Genomic DNA, 23,948 nt, shown 5'->3' with positions numbered 1-23,948 from the left:
AAGCCGATCGGGGTTCAAGTGCTCCTGCCCTGGGAAATCCGGCATCATGGGAGCCGTCTGTCCAAGGGAGATACCCATGCGTTTCATACCCTCGCTTATCGGTCTGGCCGCCCTGGCGCTGGGCCCGGTGTTCACGGCAAGCGCCGCGTCCCCCGACCAGGCGCAACTGGTTGACTCGATCAACCAGTACCGCAGCCAGCCACAGCGCTGCGCGAGCCAGGCGTCGCAGGAGTTGCCACCGCTGGTTGCCGATCCACGCCTGGTGCTGCCCATCGACAATCCGGGCAACTTGCAGCAGGCGCTGGCCGCGAAGGCCTATCCGATGGTCACCGTGCAGGCGATCAGCCTCTCGGGGCCACGGGATGCGGCGGCGGCCATGAAGGCGCTGCAGGAAAGTTTCTGCCAGGTGGTGCTGAACCCGCAGTTCGTCGATATCGGCGTCAACCGTGAAGGACGCGAGTGGCGCATCGTGCTGGCACGGCCGCTGCTGAGCGGACGCCTGGGTGACTGGCAGGCGGAAGGCCAGAAACTGTTGGAACAGATCAACAGCGCCCGCAGGCAACCGCGCCAATGTGGTGGCCAGGCCTTTGCCGCGACGACGCCGTTGGCCTGGAACGCCGTATTGGCGGGCGCCGCTGAAGGCCATACGCGGAACATGGCCAACAACAACTTCTTCGACCACAAGGACCGCGACGGACGCACCCCCGGTGACCGGGCCGAACTGGCCGGCTACAACGGCCAGTTGATCGGCGAGAACATTGCCGCCGGGCAAGACACCGTGCGCAAGGTGGTCGACGGCTGGCTGTCCAGCCCCGGCCACTGCGCGAACCTGATGAATCCGCAATTCCGCGAGCTGGGCGCCGCCTATGCGGTGGATCCGAAGAGCGATTCAGGGATCTACTGGACCGCGATGTTCGGTCGCCAGTAAATACTTGTAGGAGCAGCCGGTCGACGCTCGATTGCTGGCGATGGTCGTTAACGATAACGCGGGGCGGCTGATAGCCTGCGGCGCCTGGACTACCATCGCGAGCTCGTTCCTACATCACCCAGCCTCCCCCAGCCGCTCCAGGACAAAAGCCCTGGCGTGGCGGGTCATCTGGTCGAGCTGGCGATCACGCTGCTTCTCGGCGTCCACCATCGCGCGCTTGCCGTGTTGCTGCAGCAGATAGGCATGAATCTGTCGCACTTCCAGCGAACGATAGATGGGCGCGATATCCAGCACCGCCACCAGGCCATCGGTGCCATGGTCACGGGTATTCATCAACACCTGCGGCCCGCGCGCAGCCAGTACCTGGAAGCCCATGGTCTCGAACACCGGCACCTTGCCGACGACGCAGGCCAGTTCCGCATGGGGATAGCGTTCGAGCATCCGCTGCATCATCGCCCGCGCGACACCCTGGCGCCGATAACCTTCGCGCACCGCCATATAGGCCACCGAGCACGCCTGCGGATCGTCCTTCACCGGCAGATACAGCAGGAAACCCACGACCTTCTCGGGATCCTGCGCATCCGTGGCCACGATCAACTCGACCGCCAGGCCCCTGGAGCCATCCATCGCCTGCAGGTACAGGTGAACCTCATAGCCGACGCCATATTGATACAGGTTGTAGAGCGGATTGCTCGGCGCGATGGCCACCTGACTGACGTCGGTGACGTAATCCACGACCATCTGCTGGATCTGGCTGTGGATCGACTCCGGGGGTGGGGTTTCAAACAAGGTGATCGTGGACATCGAACATCGGGCTCCGAGGGTTGAGGCGCACCCTCGGCAGTCAGCGGCAAAGGGCCCGGGTATGATAACCCGTCCCGATCAGGTCGGGCGGTTGAGCAACACCAGGCGCGCCGCCAGCCCCGCCATCACGGCGGCAAAACCGTAGCTGCCCAGGCGCCGGGACAGGCCACCGGCCGGCAGCCTGCCGCGAACCAGGCTGGCAAAGACTGCCAACGAGCTATGAAAAACCAGGGCGATCAACGCAAGCAGAATCCCCAACCCGACCAACTGCAGGGTGATACTGCCACGTTCGAGACTGACGAACTGGGGCAGGAAGACCATGAAAAACAGCAAGGCCTTGGGATTGAGCAGGCTGTTCAGCGTGGCCCGGACAAAGATCGAGCGCATCGACGCCAGCGGGGCCTGGCCTTGCGCCGCCGTTGCCGTGACCCGCAACGCCATCCAGGCCAGCCACAGCAGGTAGGCTGCACCGGCCCAGCGGATCAGCTCGAACGCCGGCGCCCAGCTCATGACCAACCCGCCGATCCCGGCGCTGACCGCCGCGGTCATCAACAGATCCGCCAAGCTGATCCCCAATGCCGCCGCCACCCCACCTTTCCAGCCATGGGCCACGGCATGGGTGGTCACAAAGGCCATGTTGGGGCCGGGTATCACCAGCAACATCATCACAGCGGCAGCGAATACCGCCAGGGAAGAGAGATCGATCATGGTCAGCACACTCGGCATGGGAGGCCTCCACCTTAGCGTGGTTGCGCACCAGGCATCAGGAACAGCCGGGAACGATTCGGGCGTAACAGTCCTGCGTATCATCCAATGTGTGTTGGCTGGATGGATACCGCTAAACCCAATTGCTGCGGCTTGTTGATCTTCTTACTCCCGTTCCAACATGTCGATGAGCAGATCGGGCGCCATTACATTCCGGACCCTCTTTGTTCGAGTGATGGATGACGCGCCGTTTTCATTGCTGGGGCCCTTGCTGCTGAGACGGATGTTGCTGGTGTTGCGGTTTCTGTTGCGGCTGCGGTTGTTGCTGCGGCTGATGCGGCAGCTGTCCCGTCTCATGCTGCTGTTGAAGCACTCTCTGTTGCGGCAGCAGCTGCGGTTGTTGCTGCGGCTGATGCGGTAGCAGTCCCGTCTCGTGCTGCTGTTGAAGCACTCTCTGTTGCGGCAGCAGTTGCGGTTGCTGCTGCGGCCGATGCGGCAGCTGTCCCGCCTCATGCTGCTGTTGAAGCAGTCTCTGTTGCGGCAGCAGCTGCGGTTGCTGCTGCGGCTGATGCGGTAGCTGCCCCACCTCGTGCTGCTGTTGGGGCGGTCTCTGTTGTGGCTGCTGTGGCCGTGAAAGCATGTGTATATGACGCCAGTGAGCACGATGGCGATACCAGTCCCGATCGCGGTAGTGGCGGTTCCAGTAGCTGTCGAAGCCGAAGATCAGAATGGGCATACCTATCTCGGCGCCATAGTAGGGGATTTCCACGCGCCGCCCGGAGTAATCGTACTCAAGTAAGTTGCCCGCTATCCAACCCCGTTCGCCATGCCAGCTGACATCGCACCACCGCCAGTCACTGAGGCAGCCATAGATCGTCAGCATCGAGCCCCGAGGTACGGTCATGATGGGCGGATAGGCGAGGTCCGGGCCGGTTCTGAGGACGCTGTTGGAAACGGTGTAGGCAAACTGGTCCTGAGCAAAGGTCACGGGAGTTGACAGGCACGCAAGCACTCCAATGATCCAGTAGATAATCGGTTTCATTTCTCGGACCCTCTGTACCAAGAAATCATTTTACATCCGATTTTCAACCCGTTGACCGAAGGCTGCGGGCTCGCTCTTGTCTCGCCACGCCCCCTATCTAGCGCTTCTGCCCGCTTTCTTCTGGCGGCCGTATATTCCGAAACATACCCAGCAGCAGTAAGTCGTAGGTGATCTTCAAACCGCCCGCGATCACCAGCGGCCAACCAAAGGTCGATAATCCAAGCAAATAACCGGCAAGCAGCGGGCTTAAAGCTGACGCCAGGCTACGTGGGACCGTCGTGATACTGGCTGCAGCTGCACGCTCCTCTCGTGGCACGATTGCCATGATGTAGGAACTACGGGTCGGCACATCCATTTGCGACAACGCGCTGCGTGCAAGCAGCAGGACGATTGCCAGGCTCAGTGTCGGCATCAGAGGAATCAGGATCAGGAACAGGCTGGAAGGCAAGTGCGTAAACACCATCGTATTCACGAGTCCAAACCGATCGGCAATGCGATTCGCCACCAGATATGAAAACGCCGTCAATACTCCGGTCCAGAAAAAAATCTCGCCTGCGACCGTGGTGGAAAGCTGAAACTTCTGGAAAAGCCACAAGGCGATCATCGATTGCACCACAAAGCCGCCCCGAACGCATCCAGACTGAACAAGGCTGCGAGGGTATAAACGACCCGCTTCGATTGTTGTAACGGTGCGGCTGATGCCTTGTGCTCGTCTGTGCCAATCTCCCTAGGCAACCTGGAATAAATCAATGCCGATGCCAATCCCAATACGCCGTAAAGGATAAACATCGCTTGTAGCGCGACTCTCTTATCCAGCTTCGATGTCGCGACTATCCAATCAGGCGCACCAGCGAACAGTGCCCCCAATGCGCCAGCCAACGCAGCGGTCAGGCTATAGCGGGCAAACACTGCCGTGCGCCGACGTTCGTCCACCAAACCGGAGATCACGGCGTGCTCTAGCGGCAAGAATACGCTGACATCGCCGCTGGACGGATTCAATGTCCCGACAATGGCAATCACCAGCAAAGGCCAGAAGTCAGTGAACGCCGCAAAACCAAGACCGGTTGCCGTCATGAGCAGCGCGGCCATCAGCAGCAACAGGCGGTGGGTAAAATGATGAGCATAGAGGCCAACCAGGAGCGTCAACACGCCTGAGCCGAGCAAAGTGCCGGTGGCGATCATCCCGATTTGAAGCGGTTGCATGCCTAGTGCCAGCAGATAAAGTGGCAGCAGCAAGCTGACGTATCCGTCGGCGAATGCTCGCAAGCCGCGCACGCATAACAGACGGGAAAGGACCGGCGAATTCATAATTGGCCACCTGGGCTTATACTCTAGCCCGCAAAGTGGCCCTTGGTCACTGTATGACCTCGATGTTCACCTACACCGTCATCTTGGGCGGCCAGTTGTGCGTTTCACCCTGGCAATCCAGGCACCAGGCATCAATTACCCCGCCCTCCCGCAAAGGACCACTCATCCGCCTGGGTGGTGCTGATCACCACCATGACATCCTCCGGATCGATGCCCGGCGCCACGCTCAGGCGCTCCACCAATCGACGATAAAAATGCTGTTTCGTGGCCGTATCCCGAGGGCGACCGGCCGTAATGGCGATCAGGACAAAGTCCGCGCTGCGGGGCCCGCCCAGGTAGTGGCTATCGAAGATCAGCTCTCCCACCTCATGCTGGTGAATGACCTGGAAGCGGTCAGTGGCCGGCACCTCGAAGGTCTCCACCAGGGCCTGATGCAGCCCTTCGGACAACAGGCGAAGGTACTCGGGGGACTTGCCCCGATGCAGGGAAATACGGGCGAAAGGCATACGACCTCCAAAGCTGCTGATTTGACGGAGGCAGGTTAAGTCGCCACGATAATTCCGAATATCAGATTAAATAGAATCAATACTCCCGAATAAGTGGATGATCTCCCATGCGCCATCCCACCTTCGACCTTGATGTACTGCGCACCTTTGTCGCCGGAGTCGAGCTCGGCAGCTTTGCCAAGGCCGCCGACCGCCTCGGGCGCTCGACCTCGGCGGTCAGCGCCCAGCTCAAGAAGCTCGAAAGCCAGGTCGGCAGCGCCGTGCTGGTGAAGTCGGGGCGCGGGTTGATCCTGTCACCGGCCGGCGAGGCGCTGTTCAGCCAGGCCCGGCGCCTGCTGGAACTGAACGACGAGATATTCGGCAGCCTGCGGGACGCCCGCATCGAAGGCACGGTGCGCATCGGCTTGCAGGACGATTTCGCCGAACACCTGCTCAGCGACGTACTACGGCGCTTTTCCAGGGTCCATCCGCTGGTCAGCCTGGAGGTCAGCATTGCCCGCAACGCCGAGTTGCTGGCGCAGATCGAGAATGGCCGCCTGGACCTGGCGCTGGCCTGGGAAACCGACTCAAGCACGCCGTACGCCCTGCGCCTCGGTGAAACCCGCATGCACTGGATCGGCCCGCGCGATCTGCCGGCGCCGCCTCATTCCGACAACCAGCCCTTGCCCCTGGTGGTGTTCGATGCGCCGTGCATTCTGCGTAGCGCCGCCGCCCGCACGCTGGACCAGGCGCGCATCCCCTGGCGAGTGGCGCTCACCAGCCCGAGTGTCAGTGGCATCTGGGCCGCCGTGTCGGCGGGACTGGGCGTCACCTTGCGCACCCGCATCGGCTTGCCCGCTCATCTTGCGATCATTGAAGACCTGCCCCCGCTGCCCATGCTCGGCTATGTCCTTCACCAGGCCCGGGAAGCGCCGACAGCTGCGGTCCGGCAACTGTCCGAGTCGATCCAGGCGAGCCTCGCCGAGCTTCGGTAACTGGCCCAGGCGCATTCAATTGCGTACCATCCGCCCCCTCTTTTCGCCGCCGGCCCTGCCGGCCCGCCTTTCAGGTACGCCATGAAACACCAACGCCTGCGCGCCGACGCCCTGGCCGGACTGACCACCGCCTTCGCCCTGCTGCCCGAATGCATCGCCTTCGCCCTGGTCGCCCACCTCAATCCGCTGATGGGGCTGTACGGTGCCGTGATCATCTGCACCCTGACCGCGCTTCTGGGCGGGCGCCCCGGCATGATCTCCGGCGCCGCCGGGTCGATGGCGGTGGTGATCGTCGCGCTGGTGGTGCAGCACGGCGTGCAGTACCTGCTCGCCACGGTCCTGTTGGGTGGGCTGATCATGCTCGCCTTCGGCCTGCTGCGGTTGGGCAAGCTGGTGCGCATGGTGCCGCACCCGGTGATGCTCGGTTTCGTCAACGGCCTGGCGATCGTCATCGCCCTGGCCCAACTGGAACACTTCAAGAGCGGCGAAACCTGGCTGAGGGGCACGCCGCTCTACCTGATGGGCGGGCTGGTGGCCCTGACCATGGCCATCGTCTACCTGCTGCCGCGCCTGACCCGCAGCGTGCCGCCGGCACTGGTGGCGATCCTCGGCGTGGGCCTGGCGGTGTACCTGCTCGACCTGCCGACCCGGACCCTGGGCGACATGGCACATATTGCCGGCGGCCTGCCGGTGCTGGCCCTGCCGCAACTGCCGTGGAACCTGGAAACCCTGCGGATCGTCGCCCCCTACGCGATATTGATGGCCCTGGTCGGCCTGCTGGAAACCCTGCTGACCCTGAACCTGACCGACGAGATCACCGAAAGCCGCGGTTACCCGGACCGCGAATGCGCGGCACTGGGCGTGGCCAATATGGTAAGCGGCCTGTTCGGCGGCATGGGCGGCTGCGCCATGATCGGCCAGACCATGATCAACCTCAGTTCCGGCGGCCGGGGCCGGCTGTCCGGGGCCGTCGCCGGGGTGATGATCCTGCTGTTCATCCTGTTCCTGTCGCCCTTTATCGAACGCATCCCGCTGGCCGCCCTGGTGGGCGTCATGTTCGTGGTCGCGCAGCAGACCTTCGCCTGGGCCTCGCTGCGGGTGCTGAACAAGGTGCCGTTCAATGACGTGCTGGTGATCATCGCGGTAACCACCGTTACCGTGTTCACCGACCTCGCCATCGCCGTGCTCTGCGGGATCATCATCGCCGCGCTCAATTTCGCCTGGCAGCAGGCCCGGGAACTCTACGCCGACGCTGATCTGGAGGCTGACGGCAGCAAGCTTTACCGCCTGCATGGCACCCTGTTCTTTGCCTCGACGACGCCCTTTCTCAACCAGTTCGACCCCGCCAACGATCCGCCCCAGGTAACCCTCGACTGCCGTCATCTGAACTTCGTCGACTACTCGGCCATCGCCGCGTTGAAGACCCTGCGCGAGCGCTACGAGAAGGCCGGCAAGCACCTGCACGTCTTTCACTTGTCCGAGCGCTGCAAACGGCTGCTCAAACGCGCGGGCGCGGATCAATAACCCGCCGTTTTTTCACTGTCGATAGGGTTAGAATGCCGGCCCTTTTCCTTGCCGGCACTGCCTGATGAACCCCGACGCCCTGTCCATCCTCCACACCCACCTGCTCACGGCCCTGGCGAGCGCCCCGGCGGAAACCCGGCGCCTGTTCCACGGCCGGGGCCGCTGCTGGCCAGGGTTGGAGCAACTGACCGTCGACTGGTTGCAGGGCGTGGTGCTGGTTTCGCTGTTCAAGGAGCCGGAGCCGGCACAACTGCAAGCCCTCAAGGACCTGCTGGCAGCGATCAGCCAGTCGCCCGCCTGGCAGGCCAGCGGCGCACGGACCTTGCTGTTGCACCATCGCTACCTGCCCAGAGCCCCGCCGAATGGCTGGTGGGCGAGGCCATTGACGAGTGGGTGATCACCGAGGGGGGGCTGCGTTATCAGGTCGACCTCGGCAAGAAACAGAACAACGGCCTGTTCCTCGACATGCGCTATGGCCGCGACTGGGTCCGAGCCAATGCCCAGGGGAAGCGAGTGCTGAACCTGTTCGCCTACACCTGCGGCTTTTCCGTGGCGGCGATCGCCGGCGGTGCAGCCCATGTGCTCAACCTGGACATGTCCCGCGCGGCCCTGAGCCGTGGACGCGACAATCATCGCCTGAACGGACACGACCTGGGCAAGGTGAGCTTTCTCGGCCACGACCTGTTCAAGTCCTGGGGCAAGGTCATCAACAGCGGCCCTTTCGACCTGGTGATCATCGACCCGCCCTCCTTCCAGAAAGGCAGCTTCCTGCTGGGCAAGGACTACCAGCGCGTCCTGCGCCGTCTACCGGAATTGCTCACCCCGGACGGCAGTGTCCTCGCCTGTATGAACGACCCAGCCGTGGGCTCGGACTTTCTCATCGATGGCGTCACCCGTGAAGCGCCGGGGCTGGTGTTCGAACGCCGCCTGGACAACCCGCCGGAGTTTCCCGATATCGACGCCGAAAGCGGATTGAAGGCCTTGCTGTTCAAGCAGGGTGCTATCCTGCCGGAAAAAATCGAATCCACCGTTTCGTGAGGCCGTTGTGTCCCGAGGTATTGTTTTATCGGTGTCGGCGTCCTGCCTGTTCGCCGTCATGTATTTCTATACGTCCCTGCTGGCCCCCTCAACGGTGAAGATATCTTCGGCTGGCGCATGCTCCTGACCGTGCCCTGCATGACACTGTTCATGCTGGTGTCCGGAGACTGGAAACGCGTGCCCGCGATCCTCGCCCGGGTGCGCCGCGAACCGCTGTTGCCGCTCAAGTTGCTGTTGTCCTCGGTGATGCTCGGCTTGCAGTTGTGGGTGTTCCTCTGGGCACCGCTCAACGGCCATAGCCTGGATACCGCCCTTGGCTATTTCCTCCTGCCGCTGACCATGGTGCTCACCGGACGCATCGTCTACGGCGAACGCCTGTCCCGGTTGCAAACCCTGGCTGCCCTGCTCGCCCTGTGTGGTGTGCTCAACGAGTTGTACCGGGTCGGCAGCTTTTCCTGGACCACCCTGCTGGTAGCCATCGGCTATCCGATCTACTTCGTGCTGCGGCGGCGCAACGGCACCGACAACCTGGGCGGCCTTTGGCTTGAGATGGCGCTGTTGCTGCCGGTAGCGTGGTGGTTCGTGCAGCACGGCGAACAGGGCTTTGCCGTGCTCAACCTGCGGCCGGCGCTGTATGGGCTGATTCCCTTGCTGGGGGTGATCAGTACCGCCGCGCTGATCTGCTACTTGTTGGCGAGCCGGATGCTGACCTTCGGGTTGTTCGGTCTGCTGGGGTATGTGGAGCCCGTGCTGCTGATGATCGTCGCCCTGTTGCTGGGGGAAAGCATCGGACCGGAAGAATGGCTGACCTACCTGCCGATCTGGCTGGCGGTGGTGGTATTGGTGCTGGAGGGCGTGAAACGATTGCTGAAGCAGCATCGCTAACGTTTCACGCAGGTGACCCGCCAACGGGTCGTTGAAAACACCGAAGCGTTTCTAACAGGTCACGGTCGGCAACCACAGGCGGAAACTCGCCCCGCCCAACGGCGATTGCTCGGCGGTCAGGGTTCCGCCCTGGGCCTCCAGCGCCCGTCGGCTGATGGCCAGCCCCAGGCCAAACCCGCCAGTAGCGCGATCGCGACTACGGTCCAGGCGATAGAACGGCTCGAAAATCCGCTCCCGGTCCGGCTCGGGAATACCGATGCCGTCGTCATCGACCCACAGCTCACAACCTTCCGGATTGACCCTGACCCCAATCTGGATCCGCCGCTCGCAATAGCGCATGGCGTTGCGCAACAGGTTCTGCACCGCCCGCGCGGTCAGGCGCGGATCAAGGGCAAAGCGGTCCAGCGAACCGTGCATCAATACGTCCAGCACGGTCTCCGGGGCTTCCAGTTCCTCGTCGAAACTGCCGAGGATACTGTCGACGAACTCGTCCATCGACACCATGACCCGTTCCGGCAACAGGGCCGGACTTTGCAACCGGCTGTAAGACAACAGCTCCAGAACCAGCTCGTCCAGCTCACGGATATGCGCCACCAGCCCTTGCAGACGCTCGCGGGATGCCGCTGGCAACTCCTCGGACAACGCCAAGGCCAGGCCGAAATCCAGCCGGGTCAGGGGTGTGCGCAATTCGTGGGATACCGCATTGAGCAGGTCGCGCTGCTGGTTGAGCAGGCCTTCGATGTCGTCGGCCATGGTGTCGAACACCGCCGCCAGTTCGCCGATATTGGAGCGTGGCGAGATATTCGTGCGCTCGCTGAGTTGTCCCTGGCCAAGGCGCCGGGCGGTCTGCTTGAGGCGTTCCAGGTCGCGCCAGTGCGCTCGCAGCCAGAACAGCAGGCAGGCCAGCAGCGCGGCACCGACCAGCACATTCATGCTCCAGTACAACAGGCTCATGTCCAACGGATCGGGCGGGACCCGCAGCGCCACCGCCCGTTGCTCATCCAGTGGCGAGACCACCAGATCCGGCGTCCCCCAATCCCCCAGGCGGATCACATCCTCGCCGCCGCGCAGGCGTTTTTGCTCGGACGCGCTGAAGCTTGTCTCATCGATGCCGACCAGGCTGACCTGCAAGGGCGCGAAACGCTGGTCCAGGCCTGTGGCTATTGCCGGCCACTGGTCTTTCGGAACCTGGCGAAACTGTTCGAGCAACAGGCTCTGCAAGCCCCGGGACTGCTCCAGGTTGTAGCGCATGAAGCGCTCGTGAAAGACGCCGATCACCAACTCAGGCACCAGATAGATCGCCGCACTGAAGGTGACGATGGTGATCAGGTACAGCCGCACCAGGATCTTCAGCATCGTTTCAGTACTCCCACTCGGAGCGGCTGAACAGGTAGCCCTTGCCCCAGACGGTCTTGATCTTGCGCGCCTCGCCGGCGTGGTCGTCGAACTTGCGGCGCAGCTTGGAAATCGCCACATCCACCGAGCGGTCGGTGCCGTTGAACTCGATACCGCGCAGACGTTGGAGAATCTGGTCGCGACTGAGCACTTCGCCGGCATGCCGGGCCAGCACCACCAGCAGGTTGTACTCGCCGCTGGACAACTCCACCGGCTGCTCGCGCCAGGTCACGTTGCGTTCCGACAGGTCGATGCACAGGTTGCCCATCAGGATCCGGTCGCTGGCCACCTGCGGATCGGCCAGGCTGCTGCGGCGCAGCAGGGTCCGCACCCGGGCCAGCAGCACCCGGGGTTCGCAGGGTTTGGTCACGTAGTCGTCGGCGCCCATCTCCAGGCCCAGCACCTGGTCATGGCTGTCGTCGCGGGCGGTGAGCATCAGGATCGGCAGTGTCGCCGAATCGGCGCGCAGCAGGCGACACACCTGCAGGCCATCGAGGCCCGGCAGCATCAGGTCGAGGATCACCAGATCCGGCGGGTTCTGTCGCGCGCGCTCACACACCTGGTCGCCACGGGCCAATACATTGACATGGTAGCCGTTGCGCTCCAGGTAACTGGCGATCAATTCACTGAGGGCGCTGTCGTCTTCGACCAGCAAAATGGTAGGCATAGATAAATTTACGAAAGCGGAAAACCGTGAAGGATATACGCCCGCGCGCACCTGAGCGCATTAGCTTCACACTTTTTCACCAACGCCCTACAGAGCTTCACAGCAGCGCCTGAGCACGACCCTTAGCATGCGAGGGTCATTATTGGGACTCCGTTATGTTGAAGAAGCTGTTTGCCCCGCTATGCCTGTCGGCCCTGGTGCTGGCCCTGAGCGCCTGTGACAAAGCCGCGAACACCGCGCAGACACCGCCACTGCCCAAGGTTCGGGTCGAGACGCTCAAGAGCCAGAGCCTGTCCATCAACAGCGAGTTGAGCGGCCGCATCGCCGCGCCGCGCATCGCCGAAGTCCGCGCGCGGGTCGCCGGCGTGGTGCTGCAGCAGGTATTTCGCGAAGGCAGCGACGTGAAACAGGGCGACGTGTTGTTCCGTATCGACCCGGCGCCATTCAAGGCCGACCTCGACAGCGCGGTCGCCAGCCTGCAGAAGGCCGAGGCCAATGCCTTCCAGACCCGCCTGCAGCACCAGCGCTACCGTGACCTGGTGGACAGCCATGCCATCAGCCGCCAGGACTACGACAACGCCGAAGCCGCCGCGCGCCAGAGTGCCGCCGACGTCGCCGCGAACAAGGCCGCCGTGCAGCGGGCCAGGCTCAACCTCGGCTACGCCACTGTCACCGCGCCGATTTCCGGACGCATCGGCCGGGCGTTGGTGACCGAAGGCGCCCTGGTGGGCCAGAACGAGACCACCGCCCTGGCGCTGATCCAGCAGTTGAATCCGATCCACGCCGACTTGACCCAATCGACCCGCGAGCTCAATGAGCTGCGCCGCGCCCTGCGGGCCGGGCAGTTGCAGCAGGTCGGGCAGAACCAGGCCAAGGCCACGCTGATCCAGGACGACGGCAGCGCCTACCCGCTGCCGGGCAAACTGCTGTTCACCGACATCAGCGTCGACCCCGGCACCGGCCAGGTGATCCTGCGCAGCGAATTCCCCAACCCGGACCTCGACCTGCTGCCCGGCAGTTTCGTCCGGGTCCGCGTCGAGCAGGCGGTGAACCGCGAAGCCATCACCGTACCGCAACGCGCCATCCAGCGTGACAGCGCCGGGATCGCCCAGGTGCTGCTGGTCGACACCGAACAGCGGATCAGCCAACAGCCGGTGCAACTGGGGTCAGTGCACAACGATCGCTGGGTCGTCAGCGCAGGCCTCAAGCCCGGCGATCGTATCGTCGTCGAAGGCCTGCAACACGCCCGTCCCGGCGAGCAGGTGCAGATCGACGACAGCCCCCTTCCCCTCGCCCAGTCCAAAGGACAGTGAGCATGCCGCATTTTTTTATCGATCGCCCGGTGTTCGCCTGGGTGGTCGCCTTGTTCATCCTGTTGGCCGGCGCCCTGGCCATCCCGCAGTTGCCGGTGGCGCAGTACCCCAACGTCGCGCCACCGAAGGTGGAGATCCTGGCCACCTACCCTGGTGCATCGGCGCATACCCTGGATCAAAGTGTGGTCAGCCTGATCGAGCAGGAGCTCAATGGCGCCGACCACCTGTTGTACTTCGAATCCCAGAGCAGCCTGGGCAGCGCCACCATCACCGCCACCTTCCAGCCGGGCACCAACCCGGAAATGGCCCAGGTGGATGTGCAGAACCGCTTGAAAGCCGTGGAGCCGCGCCTACCGGCCGCCGTGACCCAGCAAGGCCTGAAGGTGGAGAAGGTCTCCGCCGGCTTCCTGCTGCTCGCCACCCTCACCTCCAGCGACGGCAAGTACGACGAAAGCGCCCTCAGCGACTACCTGGCGCGCAACGTGATGAACGAGATCAAGCGTCTCGACGGTGTCGGCAAGGCCCAGTTGTATGGCGCCGAACGGGCCATGCGGATCTGGATCGACCCGCAGAAGCTGGTGGGTTTCAACCTGACGCCGGCGGACGTCAGCGCCGCCGTGGCCGGGCAGAACGCCCAGGTCTCGGCGGGCAGCATCGGCGACCTGCCGGCCCGCCCGACCCAGGAAATCAACGCCGCGGTGCTGGTCAAGGGCCAGTTGAGCACACCGCGGGAGTTCGCCGATATCGTCCTGCGGGCCAATCCCGACGGCTCCACGGTGCGCATCGGCGATGTCGCCCGGGTGGAAATCGGCAGCCAGGACTACCAGTACGGCACCCGCCTGAACGGCAAGCCATCCACCGCCTTCAGCGTCCAACTGAGCCCCGGCGCCAACGCCCTGCACACCGCCACGCTGGTGCGCGCCAAGCTCGACGAGCTGTCGCGCTACTTCCCGGCCGGGGTCGAATACAAGATCCCCTACGACACCTCGCCGTTCGTCAAGGTCTCGATCACCAAGGTGGTCTACACCCTGGGCGAAGCCATGTTGCTGGTGTTCGCGGTGATGTTCCTGTTCCTGCAGAACATCCGCTACACCCTGATCCCGACCCTGGTGGTGCCGGTAGCGCTGATGGGCACCTTCGCCACCATGCTGGCCCTGGGTTTCTCGATCAACGTGTTGACCATGTTCGGCATGGTGCTGGCCATCGGCATCCTGGTGGACGACGCCATCGTGGTGGTGGAGAACGTCGAACGGATCATGGCCGGCGAAGGGCTGTCGCCACGGGAGGCCACCCGCAAGGCCATGGGCCAGATCAGCGGCGCGATCGTCGGCATCACCCTGGTGCTGGTGGCGGTGTTCATTCCCATGGCCTTCATGCAGGGCTCGGTGGGGGTGATCTACCAGCAGTTCTCGTTGTCCATGGCGACCTCGATCCTGTTCTCGGCCTTCCTCGCCCTGACCCTGACCCCGGCGCTCTGTGCCACCCTGCTCAAGCCGATTGCCCAGAGCGAGCACCACGCCAAGGGCGGCTTCTTCGGTGCGTTCAACCGGCGTTTCGAGCAACTGAGCAATAAATATGAAGGCTGGGTGGTGTATGCGCTGAAACGCAGCGGCCGCTACCTGCTGGTCTATGGCCTGCTGCTGGTACTGCTGGGACTGTGCTTCATGCGCCTGCCCGCCTCCTTCCTGCCGGTGGAAGACCAGGGCTACACCATCACCGATATCCAGTTGCCACCTGGCGCAAGCCAGAACCGCACGGTCAAGGTGGTGGAACAGATCGAGGCCCATAACGCCACGGAACCGGGGGTCGGCGACACCACCATGATCCTCGGCTTCAGCTTCTCCGGCAGCGGCCAGAATGCCGCGCTGGCCTTCACCACCCTGAAGGACTGGTCGCTGCGCAGCGCCCAGGACTCGGCGCAAGCCATTGCCGACCGCGCCAACCTGGCCCTGGGCGACATCAAGGACGCGGTGGCCTACGCCATCCTGCCGCCGCCGGTGGATGGCCTCGGCACCTCCAGCGGCTTCGAGTTCCGCTTGCAGGACCGTGGCGGCATCGGCCATGAGGCGCTGATGAAAGCCCGCAGCCAGTTGCTGGCGGCGGCGGAAAACAGCCCGGTGCTGGCCAACGTCCGCGAAAGCGCCCTGGCCGAAGCGCCGCAGGTGCAACTGCAAGTCGACCGCCAGCAGGCCAACGCGCTGGGGGTATCGTTTGCCGACATCGGCGCGCTGCTCTCCACCGCGCTGGGCTCGGCCTATGTCAACGATTTCCCGAACCAGGGCGTATGCAACGGGTGGTGATCCAGGCCGAAGGTGACCAGCGCAGCCAGGTGGCCGACCTGCTGAAGATCCATGTGCGCAACAGCAGCGGGAAAATGGTGCCGCTGTCGGCCTTTGTCCAGGCCCACTGGACCCAGGGCCCGGCGCAACTGACCCGCTACAACGGCTACCCGGCCATTGCCATTTCCGGCGAGCCCAAGGCCGGGCACAGCACCGGGCAGGCCATGGCGGAAATGGAGCGACTGGTGACCCAGCTGCCGAGCGGGCTTGGCCTGGAATGGACCGGGTTGTCGTTACAGGAACGCTTGTCCGGGTCCCAGGCGACGATGCTGCTGGGGCTGTCGCTGCTGGTGGTGTTCCTCTGCCTGGCGGCGCTGTATGAAAGCTGGTCGATCCCGACCTCGGTGCTGCTGGTGGTGCCGCTGGGGGTGCTCGGCGCAGTGCTGGCGGTGACCTTGCGCGGGATGCCCAACGACGTGTTCTTCAAGGTCGGCCTGATCACCATCATCGGCCTGTCGGCGAAGAACGCGATCCTGATCATCGAGTTCGCCAAGAGCCTTTACGACGAGGGCCATGATCTGCTGGACGCAACGGTGCAGGCGGCTCGCCTGCGATTACGCCCGATCATCATGACCTCCCTGGCCTTCATCCTCGGTGTAGTGCCGCTGGCGATTGCCAGCGGGGCCAGTTCGGCGAGCCAGCAGGCCATCGGCACCGGGGTGATCGGCGGGATGATCACGGCGACGCTGGCGGTTCTGTTCGTGCCGGTGTTCTTTGTGGTGGTGATGAAACTGGCTGGAGCCAGGCGCCAAGGCTCGTCGAGCGCGGCACCGGCGCTGGGCGCCGATCCGGAAGCGGGAGGTGATCGTCGTTTCGGGTGAAACCCATCCAACCTGTATATACAGATAAAAATTCCCCTGCAGTCCTGCCCTTCGTCCCTCCAACGACAGCCGGCACGCCAAGGCGACTCATCGTAGCGCAGTCGCCTTGAGCACCGGCAACTCCCTCAACCATTGGTTTCCCTTCGCCCCAACAGGGTGCGAAGGGAACGCCTGTGGTGCGACTTTTGGTTACACATTCCGGGTTCAACAGGTCGTGGTGTTCTTTTCGCGACCGCCTTGAATCGGCTCTGCAACGCCACTCTCTGACTGGAATAGCGACCTTGGCCCGCATATTGCTCATCCTGTATATACAGGAATATATAGCAACCTGGTCCACCCACCCTCCACCTCAGGACACTGCAATGCACACACCTCTGCTGCTCAAGCCCGGTCAACTCACCCTCGATCAATTGCGCGTCATCTATCAGAAACAATGCGCGATCGAACTGGACCCCATCGCTCGCGAGACCGTCGATGCGAGCACACGCACGGTGAACGCAATCATCGCCAACCAGCGCACGGTGTACGGCATCAATACCGGCTTCGGCCTGCTCGCCAGAACCTCGATCGCCACCGAGTCGCTGGCCAAGCTGCAGCGCAACCTGCTGCTCTCGCACTGCACCGGCACCGGTCCGCTGCTCGATGACGCCAGTGTCGGCCTGATCATGGCGTTGAAGATCGGCTCGCTGGCCCGTGGCTTCTCCGGCGTGCGCTGGGAAGTGATCCAGGCGCTGGTCCGGCTGTATGTCGCCAAGGTCTATCCATGCATCCCGTCCCAGGGATCGGTGGGCGCCTCGGGCGACCTGGCACCACTGGCGCATATGTCCGCCGTGCTCATCGGCGTCGGTCGCGTGCGTCATGAAGGACGTGAAATGGATGCCGTCGAAGGCTTGGCGATTGCCGGCCTGGAACCCATGGTACTGGGGCCGAAGGAAGGCCTGGCGCTGATCAACGGCACCCAGGTGTCCACCGCACTGGCGCTGCGCGGGCTGTTTGCCGCCGAGAAGCTGTTCAGCGCCGCCGTGGTCGCCGGCAGCCTGTGCGTGGAAGCCTTGAAGGGCTCCGACGTGCCCTTCGATCCGCGCATCCAGGCGGTGCGTGGTCAACTCGGGCAAATCGACGTGGCCCAGTACTATCGTGAACTGCTGGCCGACAGCGAGATTCGTCAATCGCATATCGATTGCGCCCGGGTCCAGGACCCCTACTCGCTGCGCTGCCAGCCTCAAGTCATGGGCGCCTGCCTGGACCACTTGCGCTTTGCCGCCGGCGTGTTCCTGCGTGAATCCAACGCGGTTTCGGATAACCCATTGGTGTTCAGCGCCGACGGTGATGTGCTCTCGGGTGGCAATTTCCACGCCGAACCGGTGGCGATGGCCGCTGACGTCCTGGCCCTGGCGATTTCCGAAATCGGTGCCCTCTCCGAACGGCGGATCGCCCAGTTGGTCGACCCGGCGCTCTCCGGCCTGCCGGCCTTTCTGGTGCGCGAAGGGGGACTGAACTCAGGCTTCATGATCGCCCAGGTGACCGCCGCCGCCCTCGCCTCGGAAAACAAGACCCTGGCCCACCCGGCGTCGGTGGACAGCCTGCCGACTTCGGCCAACCAGGAAGACCATGTGTCGATGGCGACCTTTGCCGCCCGCCGCCTGCTGGATATGGCCGGTAACAGCAGCGCCGTGGTGGCCATCGAGCTGCTGGGGGCGGCCCAGGGTGTGGACCTGCATGCTCCGCTCAAGACCTCGAAGAAACTCGGCGAGGTCATGACGATGATTCGCAGCGAGGTCGCGCATTACGACGAAGACCGTTACTTCGCGCCCGACATCGCGGCAGCCAGGGCCTGGGTCGAATCCGCCGCCTTCGAGCGCTGGATGCCCGCCGAACGCCTGTATGCCTGATTAAAGCCGGATTGGCGGAGGCGATCTACCCTGTATGAGCCTCCGCCACCTTCCCTGACCGTGAGTTGAGCCGATGAGCGATCCAGCACAAACCCTCGAACAGTTGCGCCAGGCGTTAGGTGATGACGCGGTCGTCACCGGGACGGACATCAGTCAGCGTCACTACAGCGACTGGACCGGCCATGCGCCGGCCTGCCCAGCCGCGCTGCTGTTGCCACGGACCACCGCGCACGTCGCCAGTGCCCTGCGCATCTGCAATGCCGCCAGGCAACCGGTGGTTCCCCAGGGCGGCATGACCGGGCTGGCCGGCGGTGCCGTCCCCGGGAAAGCGATATCGCCCTGTCCCTGGAACGCCTGCGCGGCATTGAAGAGCTCGACCCGGCGGCGGCCACCATCAGCGTCATGGCCGGCACCCCGCTGGAGGACATCCAGCAGGCGGCGCTCAACGCAGGCTTTGTCTTTCCACTGGACCTGGGAGCCCGTGGCTCATGCCAGATTGGCGGCAATATCGCCACCAATGCCGGGGGCAATGCGGTGATTCGCTACGGCATGACCCGCGACCTGGTGCTCGGGCTGGAAGTGGTCCTGGCCGATGGCCGGGTGCTCGATTTGCGCAACAAGATGATCAAGAACAACTGCGGTTATGACCTGAAACAGTGCTTTATCGGCAGCGAAGGCACCTTGGGCGTCATTACCCGTGCGGTCTTGAAACTTGCGCCACAACCGGGCCCGACCAGCACCCTGCTCTGTGCCCTGCCCGACTACGCCAGCGCCGTCAGCCTGCTGCGGCGGATTCAGCGCGGTGTCGGCACGCCACAGGCCTATGAGCTGATGTGGCAGGACTTCTTTCGCCTCGGTGTGAGCTGGCTGGAAAACCCGACAGCGCCAATGTCGCTGGACCATCCGCTGTATGTGCTGCTCGAGTCCGCAGGCCCCGGGGAACCGCTCGAAACCTTGCTGGAACAGGCATTCGCCGACGGCGAAGTGCTCGACGCGGTACTCGCCGGCTCCCAGGCCCAGGCCCGCGGACTCTGGAAAATCCGCGAGGCAACCGCTGAGTTTCCATTGCGCATGACTCCATTGAACTTCGACGTCAGCCTGCCGATCGGCCTGATCGGCGACTTCGTCGAGCGTTGTCGCACACGCCTGGAACAGCACTGGCCGGGCAATCGCAGCGTGTATTTCGGCCACATCGGCGACAGCAACCTGCACCTGACCGTGGACTGCACCTCCCTGCCCCAACCCGCGCCGATCCTCGACATCGAAGAATTGGTGTACAGCGCCGTCGGCGAACTGGGTGGCTCGGTCTCCGCCGAACATGGCATCGGCCTGCTCAAGCGCGAGTTTCTCCATCACTCGGTGGGTCCCGAATCCCTCGCGGTGATGCGCCAACTCAAGGACTGCTTCGACCCCAACGGCATTCTCAACCCGGGCAAGATTTTCGTCTGAAGAGCTGTATATACCGGAGTGGCACGTTAACTGCTGATGCAATCCCGAATCACCGCAGGAATCACGCACCCAACCTCGCTGCATCCCCTGAAGGAGTGACACCATGCAAGTCGATTCTCTATTGAGTAAACGCTTCAACGGTCTGTGCCTCGCTTTGACTCTGACGGTCGCGTCCCTGACAGCCCATGCCGATCAACTGGCGGAGGTGAAAAAAGCCGGTGAGCTGGTGGTGGGTACCGAGCTGCAATTCGCACCTTTCGATTTCACCGATAACGGTAAGCAGAAAGGCCTGAACGCCGAGTTGTTCAATCAGCTGGGCAAGGAGCTGGGGGTCAAGGTGAAGTTCCTCGACCTGCCATGGCCCAGCGTATTGCCGGGGCTCGAGGCGAAGAAGTTCGACGTGGTTGCTGGCCCTATCATCGTGACCCAGGCCCGGAAGGAGCGTTATCACTTCATGCTGCCGATCGCCGAAGCAACCGTGGCCTTGATGGTCGGCGCCGGCGACAACAGCATCAGCAAACCGCAAGACATTGCCGGCAAGGCCGTGGGTGCCGGCAAGGGCTCGGCGCAACTCGAAGAACTCAAGACCTTCGCCGCCACGCTGCCGGAGAAAGTCACGATCCGCGAATACGTCGACAACAACCAGGCCTACGCTGACCTGGCGGCCAAGCGCATCGTCGCCGTCGCCAACTCGCTGCCGAACATCTCGTACGTCGCCGCCGAGCGCAGCAAGACCTTCAAAGTGGTGCAGCCACCGTTCGGCAAAAAATCCTACTTCGCCTACCTGGGCCGCAAGGATGACGACGCCAACAGTTTGATCGCCGCCCTCGATGCCGGGCTGCTGAAGATGCATGACGACGGGCGCCTCGCCGCGCTGCAGAAAAAATGGCTGGGCGCCGAGATGGATGTGCCGAAAGCCGACTTCACCCCAGCCTGGTAAATCCGCCTGCCCATTGAAGCGCCTGATCGCCGGCCCTGGCCGGCGATCAACTGAGTCGGAGTCGCCACGATGTTCGATTGGCCTTTGTTTCTACAGAACCTGCCCTTGCTGCTGACCAGCCTGCTGGTGACCCTCGAGGTCTCCACCGCGGCCCTGGTGATCGGCTTTTTCATCGGCATCCTGGTCGCCAGCCTGCGCCTGTCGCCGCTGCCGTTGTGCAGACGCCTGGGGGGCGCCTACATTTTCGTATTCCGCGGCATCCCGCTGCTGGTGCAATTGCTCTTCGTCTATTACTTCCTGCCCCGCGTCGGCTTGCCCAACGTGTCGCCGCTGACGGCCGCGATCATCAGCCTGTCGTTGTGCGCCGGTGCCTATATCGCCGAGATCCTGCGCGGTGGCTTTCTCGCCATCCCCGGCGGCCAGCTGGAAGCCGCCGGGCTACTCGGCCTGAGTACCCGGCAGATGCTGGTCCGCATCCGCGTACCACAAGCCGTGCGCCTGACCCTGCCGGCCCTGGTCAACGAAATGATCCTGCTGATCAAGGCGTCTTCGCTGGTGTCGGTGGTCGGACTCGCCGACCTGACCCGCACCGCACAGAACCTGGCGGCCAGCGACTACCTGTTCGTGCAGGACTACCTGATGCTCGCCGGCTTCTATTGCCTGATCAATATCCCACTGGCGTTCTGCGGCGGCCAGCTGGAACGCCGCCTGAAGGAGCAACGCACATGATCTTCGATCACCGGATCATTACCGAGCACCTCGACGATATCGCCCAAGGCCTCATGGTCACCCTCGGTACCTGGTCCGCCGGTGTCGTCCTGGGGTTGTTCCTCGGCCTGCTGATTGCCGTGGCGCAGCTGTTTGGCAATCAGCTGATTCGCGCGCCATTGCGAGCGTTCATCGAAGTGATCCGCAGCACACCGTTTCTGGTCCAGCTGTTCCTGGTCTACTACGGCGGCCCGTCCTTCGGACTCAGCCTGGAGCCGATTCCCGCCGGGGTCCTCGGCTTGGGTATCTACGGCAGCGTCTACTTCGCGGAGATCTTCCGCACCGGTTTCCAGTCGGTGGCCCGCGGCCAACTGGAGGCGGCCGACTGCCTGGGCATCACCCGCTGGCAATGCATCCTGCGTATCCAGTTGCCGCAGATGCTGGTGATCATCCTGCCAGCGTTGGTCAACCTGGTGACGATCCTGTGCAAGGAAACCGCGGTCCTGTCGATCATTACCATCCCGGAACTGACCATGGTCATGACCGGCATCGGCTCGCAAACCTTCGCCTTCGTCGAAACCCTGTTGGTGCTGTGTATCGGCTACCTGCTGCTGGTGGAGTTCTGCTCGCGCCTGGGGATGTACCTGGAGACACGGGTCGGGCGCTTCATGAGCAGGCAACCACTATGAACGACGCACAACACCCTCTGAAACCCATTGTCGCGAAACCAGGTGACCCCATGAAAACGCCCGAACAACGCCCCGACGACCTGCAACCCATGCTGCGCCTGTGCAATGTCGGCAAGAGCTTCGGCACCCTGCGTGTACTCAAGGGGGTCGACCTGGAAGTCCGACGTTCCGAAGTGGTGTGCCTGATCGGCCCTTCCGGCTCGGGCAAAAGCACCCTGCTGCGCAGCATGGCGTTCCTCGAGGAGTATGACGAGGGAGAGATCCATATCGAAGGTCAGTTGCTGGGCTATGTGGCGGATAACGGCAAGGGGCGCAAACGCGCCGCGCAAGCCCGGATCAACCAGGTCCGGCGCAATGTCGGCATGGTCTTCCAGCAGTTCAACCTGTGGCCGCACATGACCGCGCTGGGCAATGTCAGCGAAGCCTTGCTGCGGGTGCGCAAACTGTCGCCTGCCGAGGCCCGTCAACGCGCCCTGGCGATGCTCGACAAAGTCGGCCTGGCGCACAAGGCCGACGTCTATCCGATCCAGCTCTCCGGTGGCCAGCAACAGCGCGTGGCGATTGCCCGGGCGCTGGCCATGGAGCCGCACATCATGTTGTTCGACGAGCCGACCTCGGCGCTCGACCCGGAACTGGTGGGCGAAGTCCTGCAGGTCATGAAGGCCCTGGCCAGGGAAGGCATGACCATGGTGGTGGTCACCCATGAGATGGGCTTCGCCGCACAAGTCGCCGACTCGGTGGTGTTCCTCGACCAGGGTCAGGTGGTCGCCCAGGGCACGCCGCAGCAGATCTTCCACGATACCGAACACCCACGCCTGCAGCAGTTTCTGCAGAACTATCTGGATCGCAATGCGTTCTGGCAAGACAACCAAGAGGTTTCCCTGGTATGACCGCTGCTGAACTGCAACTCCTCGCCCGTCCACAAGTGCGCGACCTCGCCAGCTACAACGCCGGCCTCGGCACGGAAGCGGTGCGCAAGCGCTTCGGGCTGACCCGGGTGGCCAAGCTGGGCAGTAACGAAAACCCCCTGGGTCCGGCCCCCGCGGTCGCCGCCGCCATGGCCCAGGCCTGTTCAAGCATCGCCCTCTACCCGGATGCCAGTTGCCTGGAGCTGCGTGCCGCCCTCAGTGCCAAGCTTGGCGTGCCGGGCAATCAGCTGGTATTCGGCAATGGTTCCGAAGATTTGCTGAGCATCATCAGCCGGGTGTTCCTCGACCATGGCGATGAAGTCGTCACGGTGGTGCCCGCGTTCGGCCTGCACTTCACCTACCCCATCGCCGCCGGCGCCCAAGTGACCGGCGTGCCGATGACCGACGAGGACCGCTTCGACGTACCGGCCATGATCCGGGCGCTGACGCCGAAAACCCGCCTGCTGATGTTTTCCTGCCCCTCCAATCCGGTCGGCTGCACCCTCGACGCCGACGAATTGCAACAGCTGCTGGCGGCACTCCCGCCGCAGTGCCTGCTGGTGTTCGACGAGGCCTATTACGAGTACGCGCAATTCGAGGAGGGCTATCCCGATTGCCTCGGGCTGATCCAGGCCAGCGGCAAGCCGTTCATCCTGCTGCGCACCTTCTCCAAGGCTTATTCCCTGGCCGGTTTGCGGATCGGCTACGGTATCGTCAGCGACCCGCTGTTGGCCGACCTGATCGATCGCCTGCGCACGCCGTTCAATATCAATCGCGTGGCCCAGGCCGCGGCCATTGCCGCGCTGGCGGACGAAGAGCACCTGCGCGCCAGCCTCGCCCATGTGGCCCACGAGCGGCGGCACATGGTGACAGCCCTGCACAACCTGGGCCTCGACACCGCCCCGTCCATGGCCAACTTCCTCTACTTCAGCACACCGTATCCCGCTGAAACCCTCAATCAGGCCTTGCTGCGCAAAGGCGTTATCGTCAAACCCTGGCGTGAAAATGGGTACACAGAGTACTTGCGCGTATCCATCGGTAGCTGTGAGGATAACGACCTTTTTCTCAAGGCCCTGGCAAGTGTTCTTGCCGCTCAAAAAGATGCGGACTGAC

General features: G+C 63.4%; 20 protein-coding genes and 4 pseudogenes. 15 read left to right on the top strand and 9 right to left on the bottom strand.

What is annotated here, in order from left to right; genetic code table 11:
- Positions 1-76: 76 nt before the first annotated feature.
- A complete protein-coding gene (locus NUH87_RS02050; protein ID WP_338524486.1) occupies positions 77-928 on the top strand; it encodes a CAP domain-containing protein in 852 nt (283 codons plus the stop codon).
- A gap of 114 nt (positions 929-1,042) precedes the next feature.
- On the opposite strand, the gene NUH87_RS02045 is transcribed toward NUH87_RS02050, so the two are convergent.
- The 6 genes from NUH87_RS02045 to NUH87_RS02020 form a co-directional block, all read right to left on the bottom strand.
- Positions 1,043-1,732: a GNAT family N-acetyltransferase gene (locus tag NUH87_RS02045; RefSeq protein ID WP_338524485.1), complete on the bottom strand. Its 690-nt coding sequence runs from the start codon at positions 1,730-1,732 to the stop codon at positions 1,043-1,045.
- A gap of 78 nt (positions 1,733-1,810) precedes the next feature.
- A complete protein-coding gene (locus tag NUH87_RS02040) occupies positions 1,811-2,440 on the bottom strand; it encodes a LysE family translocator (protein WP_338527052.1) in 630 nt (209 codons plus the stop codon).
- Positions 2,441-2,690: 250 nt separating this feature from the next.
- Complete coding sequence (locus NUH87_RS02035) at positions 2,691-3,479, bottom strand: SH3 domain-containing protein (RefSeq protein ID WP_338524484.1); 789 nt, start codon at positions 3,477-3,479, stop codon at positions 2,691-2,693.
- Positions 3,480-3,576: 97 nt separating this feature from the next.
- Complete coding sequence (locus NUH87_RS02030; RefSeq protein WP_338524483.1) at positions 3,577-4,083, bottom strand: MFS transporter; 507 nt, start codon at positions 4,081-4,083, stop codon at positions 3,577-3,579.
- Entirely contained in the window at positions 4,080-4,787 is a 708-nt protein-coding gene (locus NUH87_RS02025; protein WP_338524482.1) for an MFS transporter, read from the bottom strand. The genes NUH87_RS02030 and NUH87_RS02025 overlap by 4 nt, the downstream gene beginning before the upstream one ends.
- Before the next feature lie 131 nt (positions 4,788-4,918).
- On the bottom strand, positions 4,919-5,293 hold the full coding sequence (locus tag NUH87_RS02020) for a tautomerase family protein (RefSeq protein WP_338524481.1): 375 nt from the start codon (positions 5,291-5,293) through the stop codon (positions 4,919-4,921).
- A gap of 107 nt (positions 5,294-5,400) precedes the next feature.
- Here NUH87_RS02020 and NUH87_RS02015 point away from each other — a divergent pair, with 107 nt between their 5' ends.
- From NUH87_RS02015 to rarD, 4 genes and pseudogenes are all read left to right on the top strand, one after another.
- Complete coding sequence (locus NUH87_RS02015; RefSeq protein ID WP_338524480.1) at positions 5,401-6,267, top strand: LysR substrate-binding domain-containing protein; 867 nt, start codon at positions 5,401-5,403, stop codon at positions 6,265-6,267.
- 81 nt (positions 6,268-6,348) lie between these two features.
- Positions 6,349-7,791: a SulP family inorganic anion transporter gene (locus tag NUH87_RS02010; RefSeq protein WP_338524479.1), complete on the top strand. Its 1,443-nt coding sequence runs from the start codon at positions 6,349-6,351 to the stop codon at positions 7,789-7,791.
- Positions 7,792-7,855: 64 nt separating this feature from the next.
- Positions 7,856-8,829: pseudogene (locus NUH87_RS02005) on the top strand (class I SAM-dependent methyltransferase).
- Between the two features lie 7 nt (positions 8,830-8,836).
- A pseudogene (rarD, locus tag NUH87_RS02000) lies at positions 8,837-9,714 on the top strand (EamA family transporter RarD).
- A gap of 51 nt (positions 9,715-9,765) precedes the next feature.
- Here rarD and NUH87_RS01995 read toward each other — a convergent pair.
- Together NUH87_RS01995 and NUH87_RS01990 are read right to left on the bottom strand one after the other, a co-directional pair.
- Positions 9,766-11,070 (bottom strand): ATP-binding protein, encoded by a 1,305-nt coding sequence (locus tag NUH87_RS01995; RefSeq protein WP_338524478.1) that lies wholly within the window; start codon positions 11,068-11,070, stop codon positions 9,766-9,768.
- 4 nt (positions 11,071-11,074) lie between these two features.
- On the bottom strand, positions 11,075-11,776 hold the full coding sequence (locus NUH87_RS01990) for a response regulator transcription factor (RefSeq protein ID WP_040066844.1): 702 nt from the start codon (positions 11,774-11,776) through the stop codon (positions 11,075-11,077).
- 155 nt (positions 11,777-11,931) lie between these two features.
- Between NUH87_RS01990 and NUH87_RS01985 the strand changes: the two genes are divergently transcribed.
- The 3 genes and pseudogenes from NUH87_RS01985 to hutH all read left to right on the top strand — a co-directional run bounded on the left by NUH87_RS01985 (position 11,932) and on the right by hutH (position 18,141).
- The gene (locus NUH87_RS01985; RefSeq protein ID WP_338524477.1) at positions 11,932-13,089 is read left to right on the top strand and encodes an efflux RND transporter periplasmic adaptor subunit; all 1,158 of its coding nucleotides are present in this window, start codon (positions 11,932-11,934) and stop codon (positions 13,087-13,089) included.
- 2 nt (positions 13,090-13,091) lie between these two features.
- Positions 13,092-16,249 (top strand): annotated as a pseudogene (locus NUH87_RS01980) (multidrug efflux RND transporter permease subunit).
- Between the two features lie 362 nt (positions 16,250-16,611).
- Positions 16,612-18,141 carry a histidine ammonia-lyase gene (gene hutH, locus NUH87_RS01975; RefSeq protein WP_338524476.1) on the top strand — a complete coding sequence of 510 codons (1,530 nt, stop codon included), beginning with the start codon at positions 16,612-16,614 and terminating at the stop codon, positions 18,139-18,141.
- Positions 18,142-18,303: 162 nt separating this feature from the next.
- On the opposite strand, the gene NUH87_RS01970 is transcribed toward hutH, so the two are convergent.
- Entirely contained in the window at positions 18,304-18,435 is a 132-nt protein-coding gene (locus NUH87_RS01970) for a hypothetical protein (protein ID WP_338524475.1), read from the bottom strand.
- Between NUH87_RS01970 and NUH87_RS31175 the strand changes: the two are divergent.
- The 7 genes and pseudogenes from NUH87_RS31175 to hisC all read left to right on the top strand — a co-directional run.
- Positions 18,386-18,693 (top strand): annotated as a pseudogene (locus tag NUH87_RS31175) (FAD-binding oxidoreductase); the annotation flags it as partial. The gene NUH87_RS01970 and the pseudogene NUH87_RS31175 overlap by 50 nt on opposite strands.
- Positions 18,691-19,590, top strand: coding sequence for an FAD-binding oxidoreductase (locus NUH87_RS01965; protein ID WP_422393968.1), 900 nt, complete (start codon positions 18,691-18,693; stop codon positions 19,588-19,590). The pseudogene NUH87_RS31175 and the gene NUH87_RS01965, both read left to right, overlap by 3 nt.
- A gap of 103 nt (positions 19,591-19,693) precedes the next feature.
- Positions 19,694-20,530 (top strand): transporter substrate-binding domain-containing protein, encoded by an 837-nt coding sequence (locus tag NUH87_RS01960; RefSeq protein WP_338524474.1) that lies wholly within the window; start codon positions 19,694-19,696, stop codon positions 20,528-20,530.
- A 69-nt stretch (positions 20,531-20,599) separates the two neighbouring features.
- Positions 20,600-21,259, top strand: coding sequence for an amino acid ABC transporter permease (locus NUH87_RS01955; protein WP_338524473.1), 660 nt, complete (start codon positions 20,600-20,602; stop codon positions 21,257-21,259).
- A complete protein-coding gene (locus NUH87_RS01950; RefSeq protein WP_338524472.1) occupies positions 21,256-21,927 on the top strand; it encodes an amino acid ABC transporter permease in 672 nt (223 codons plus the stop codon). Before NUH87_RS01955 ends, NUH87_RS01950 begins: the two co-directional genes overlap by 4 nt.
- An 89-nt stretch (positions 21,928-22,016) precedes the next feature.
- Entirely contained in the window at positions 22,017-22,817 is an 801-nt protein-coding gene (locus tag NUH87_RS01945) for an amino acid ABC transporter ATP-binding protein (RefSeq protein ID WP_422393967.1), read from the top strand.
- Positions 22,814-23,947 carry a histidinol-phosphate transaminase gene (gene hisC, locus NUH87_RS01940; protein WP_338524470.1) on the top strand — a complete coding sequence of 378 codons (1,134 nt, stop codon included), beginning with the start codon at positions 22,814-22,816 and terminating at the stop codon, positions 23,945-23,947. Before NUH87_RS01945 ends, hisC begins: the two co-directional genes overlap by 4 nt.
- Position 23,948 lies beyond the last annotated feature (1 nt).

Origin of the sequence: Pseudomonas batumici (genome assembly GCF_036585405.1) — a bacterium.
Taxonomy (GTDB): domain Bacteria; phylum Pseudomonadota; class Gammaproteobacteria; order Pseudomonadales; family Pseudomonadaceae; genus Aquipseudomonas; species Aquipseudomonas batumici.
This window is presented reverse-complemented; position numbering and strand designations above follow the sequence as displayed.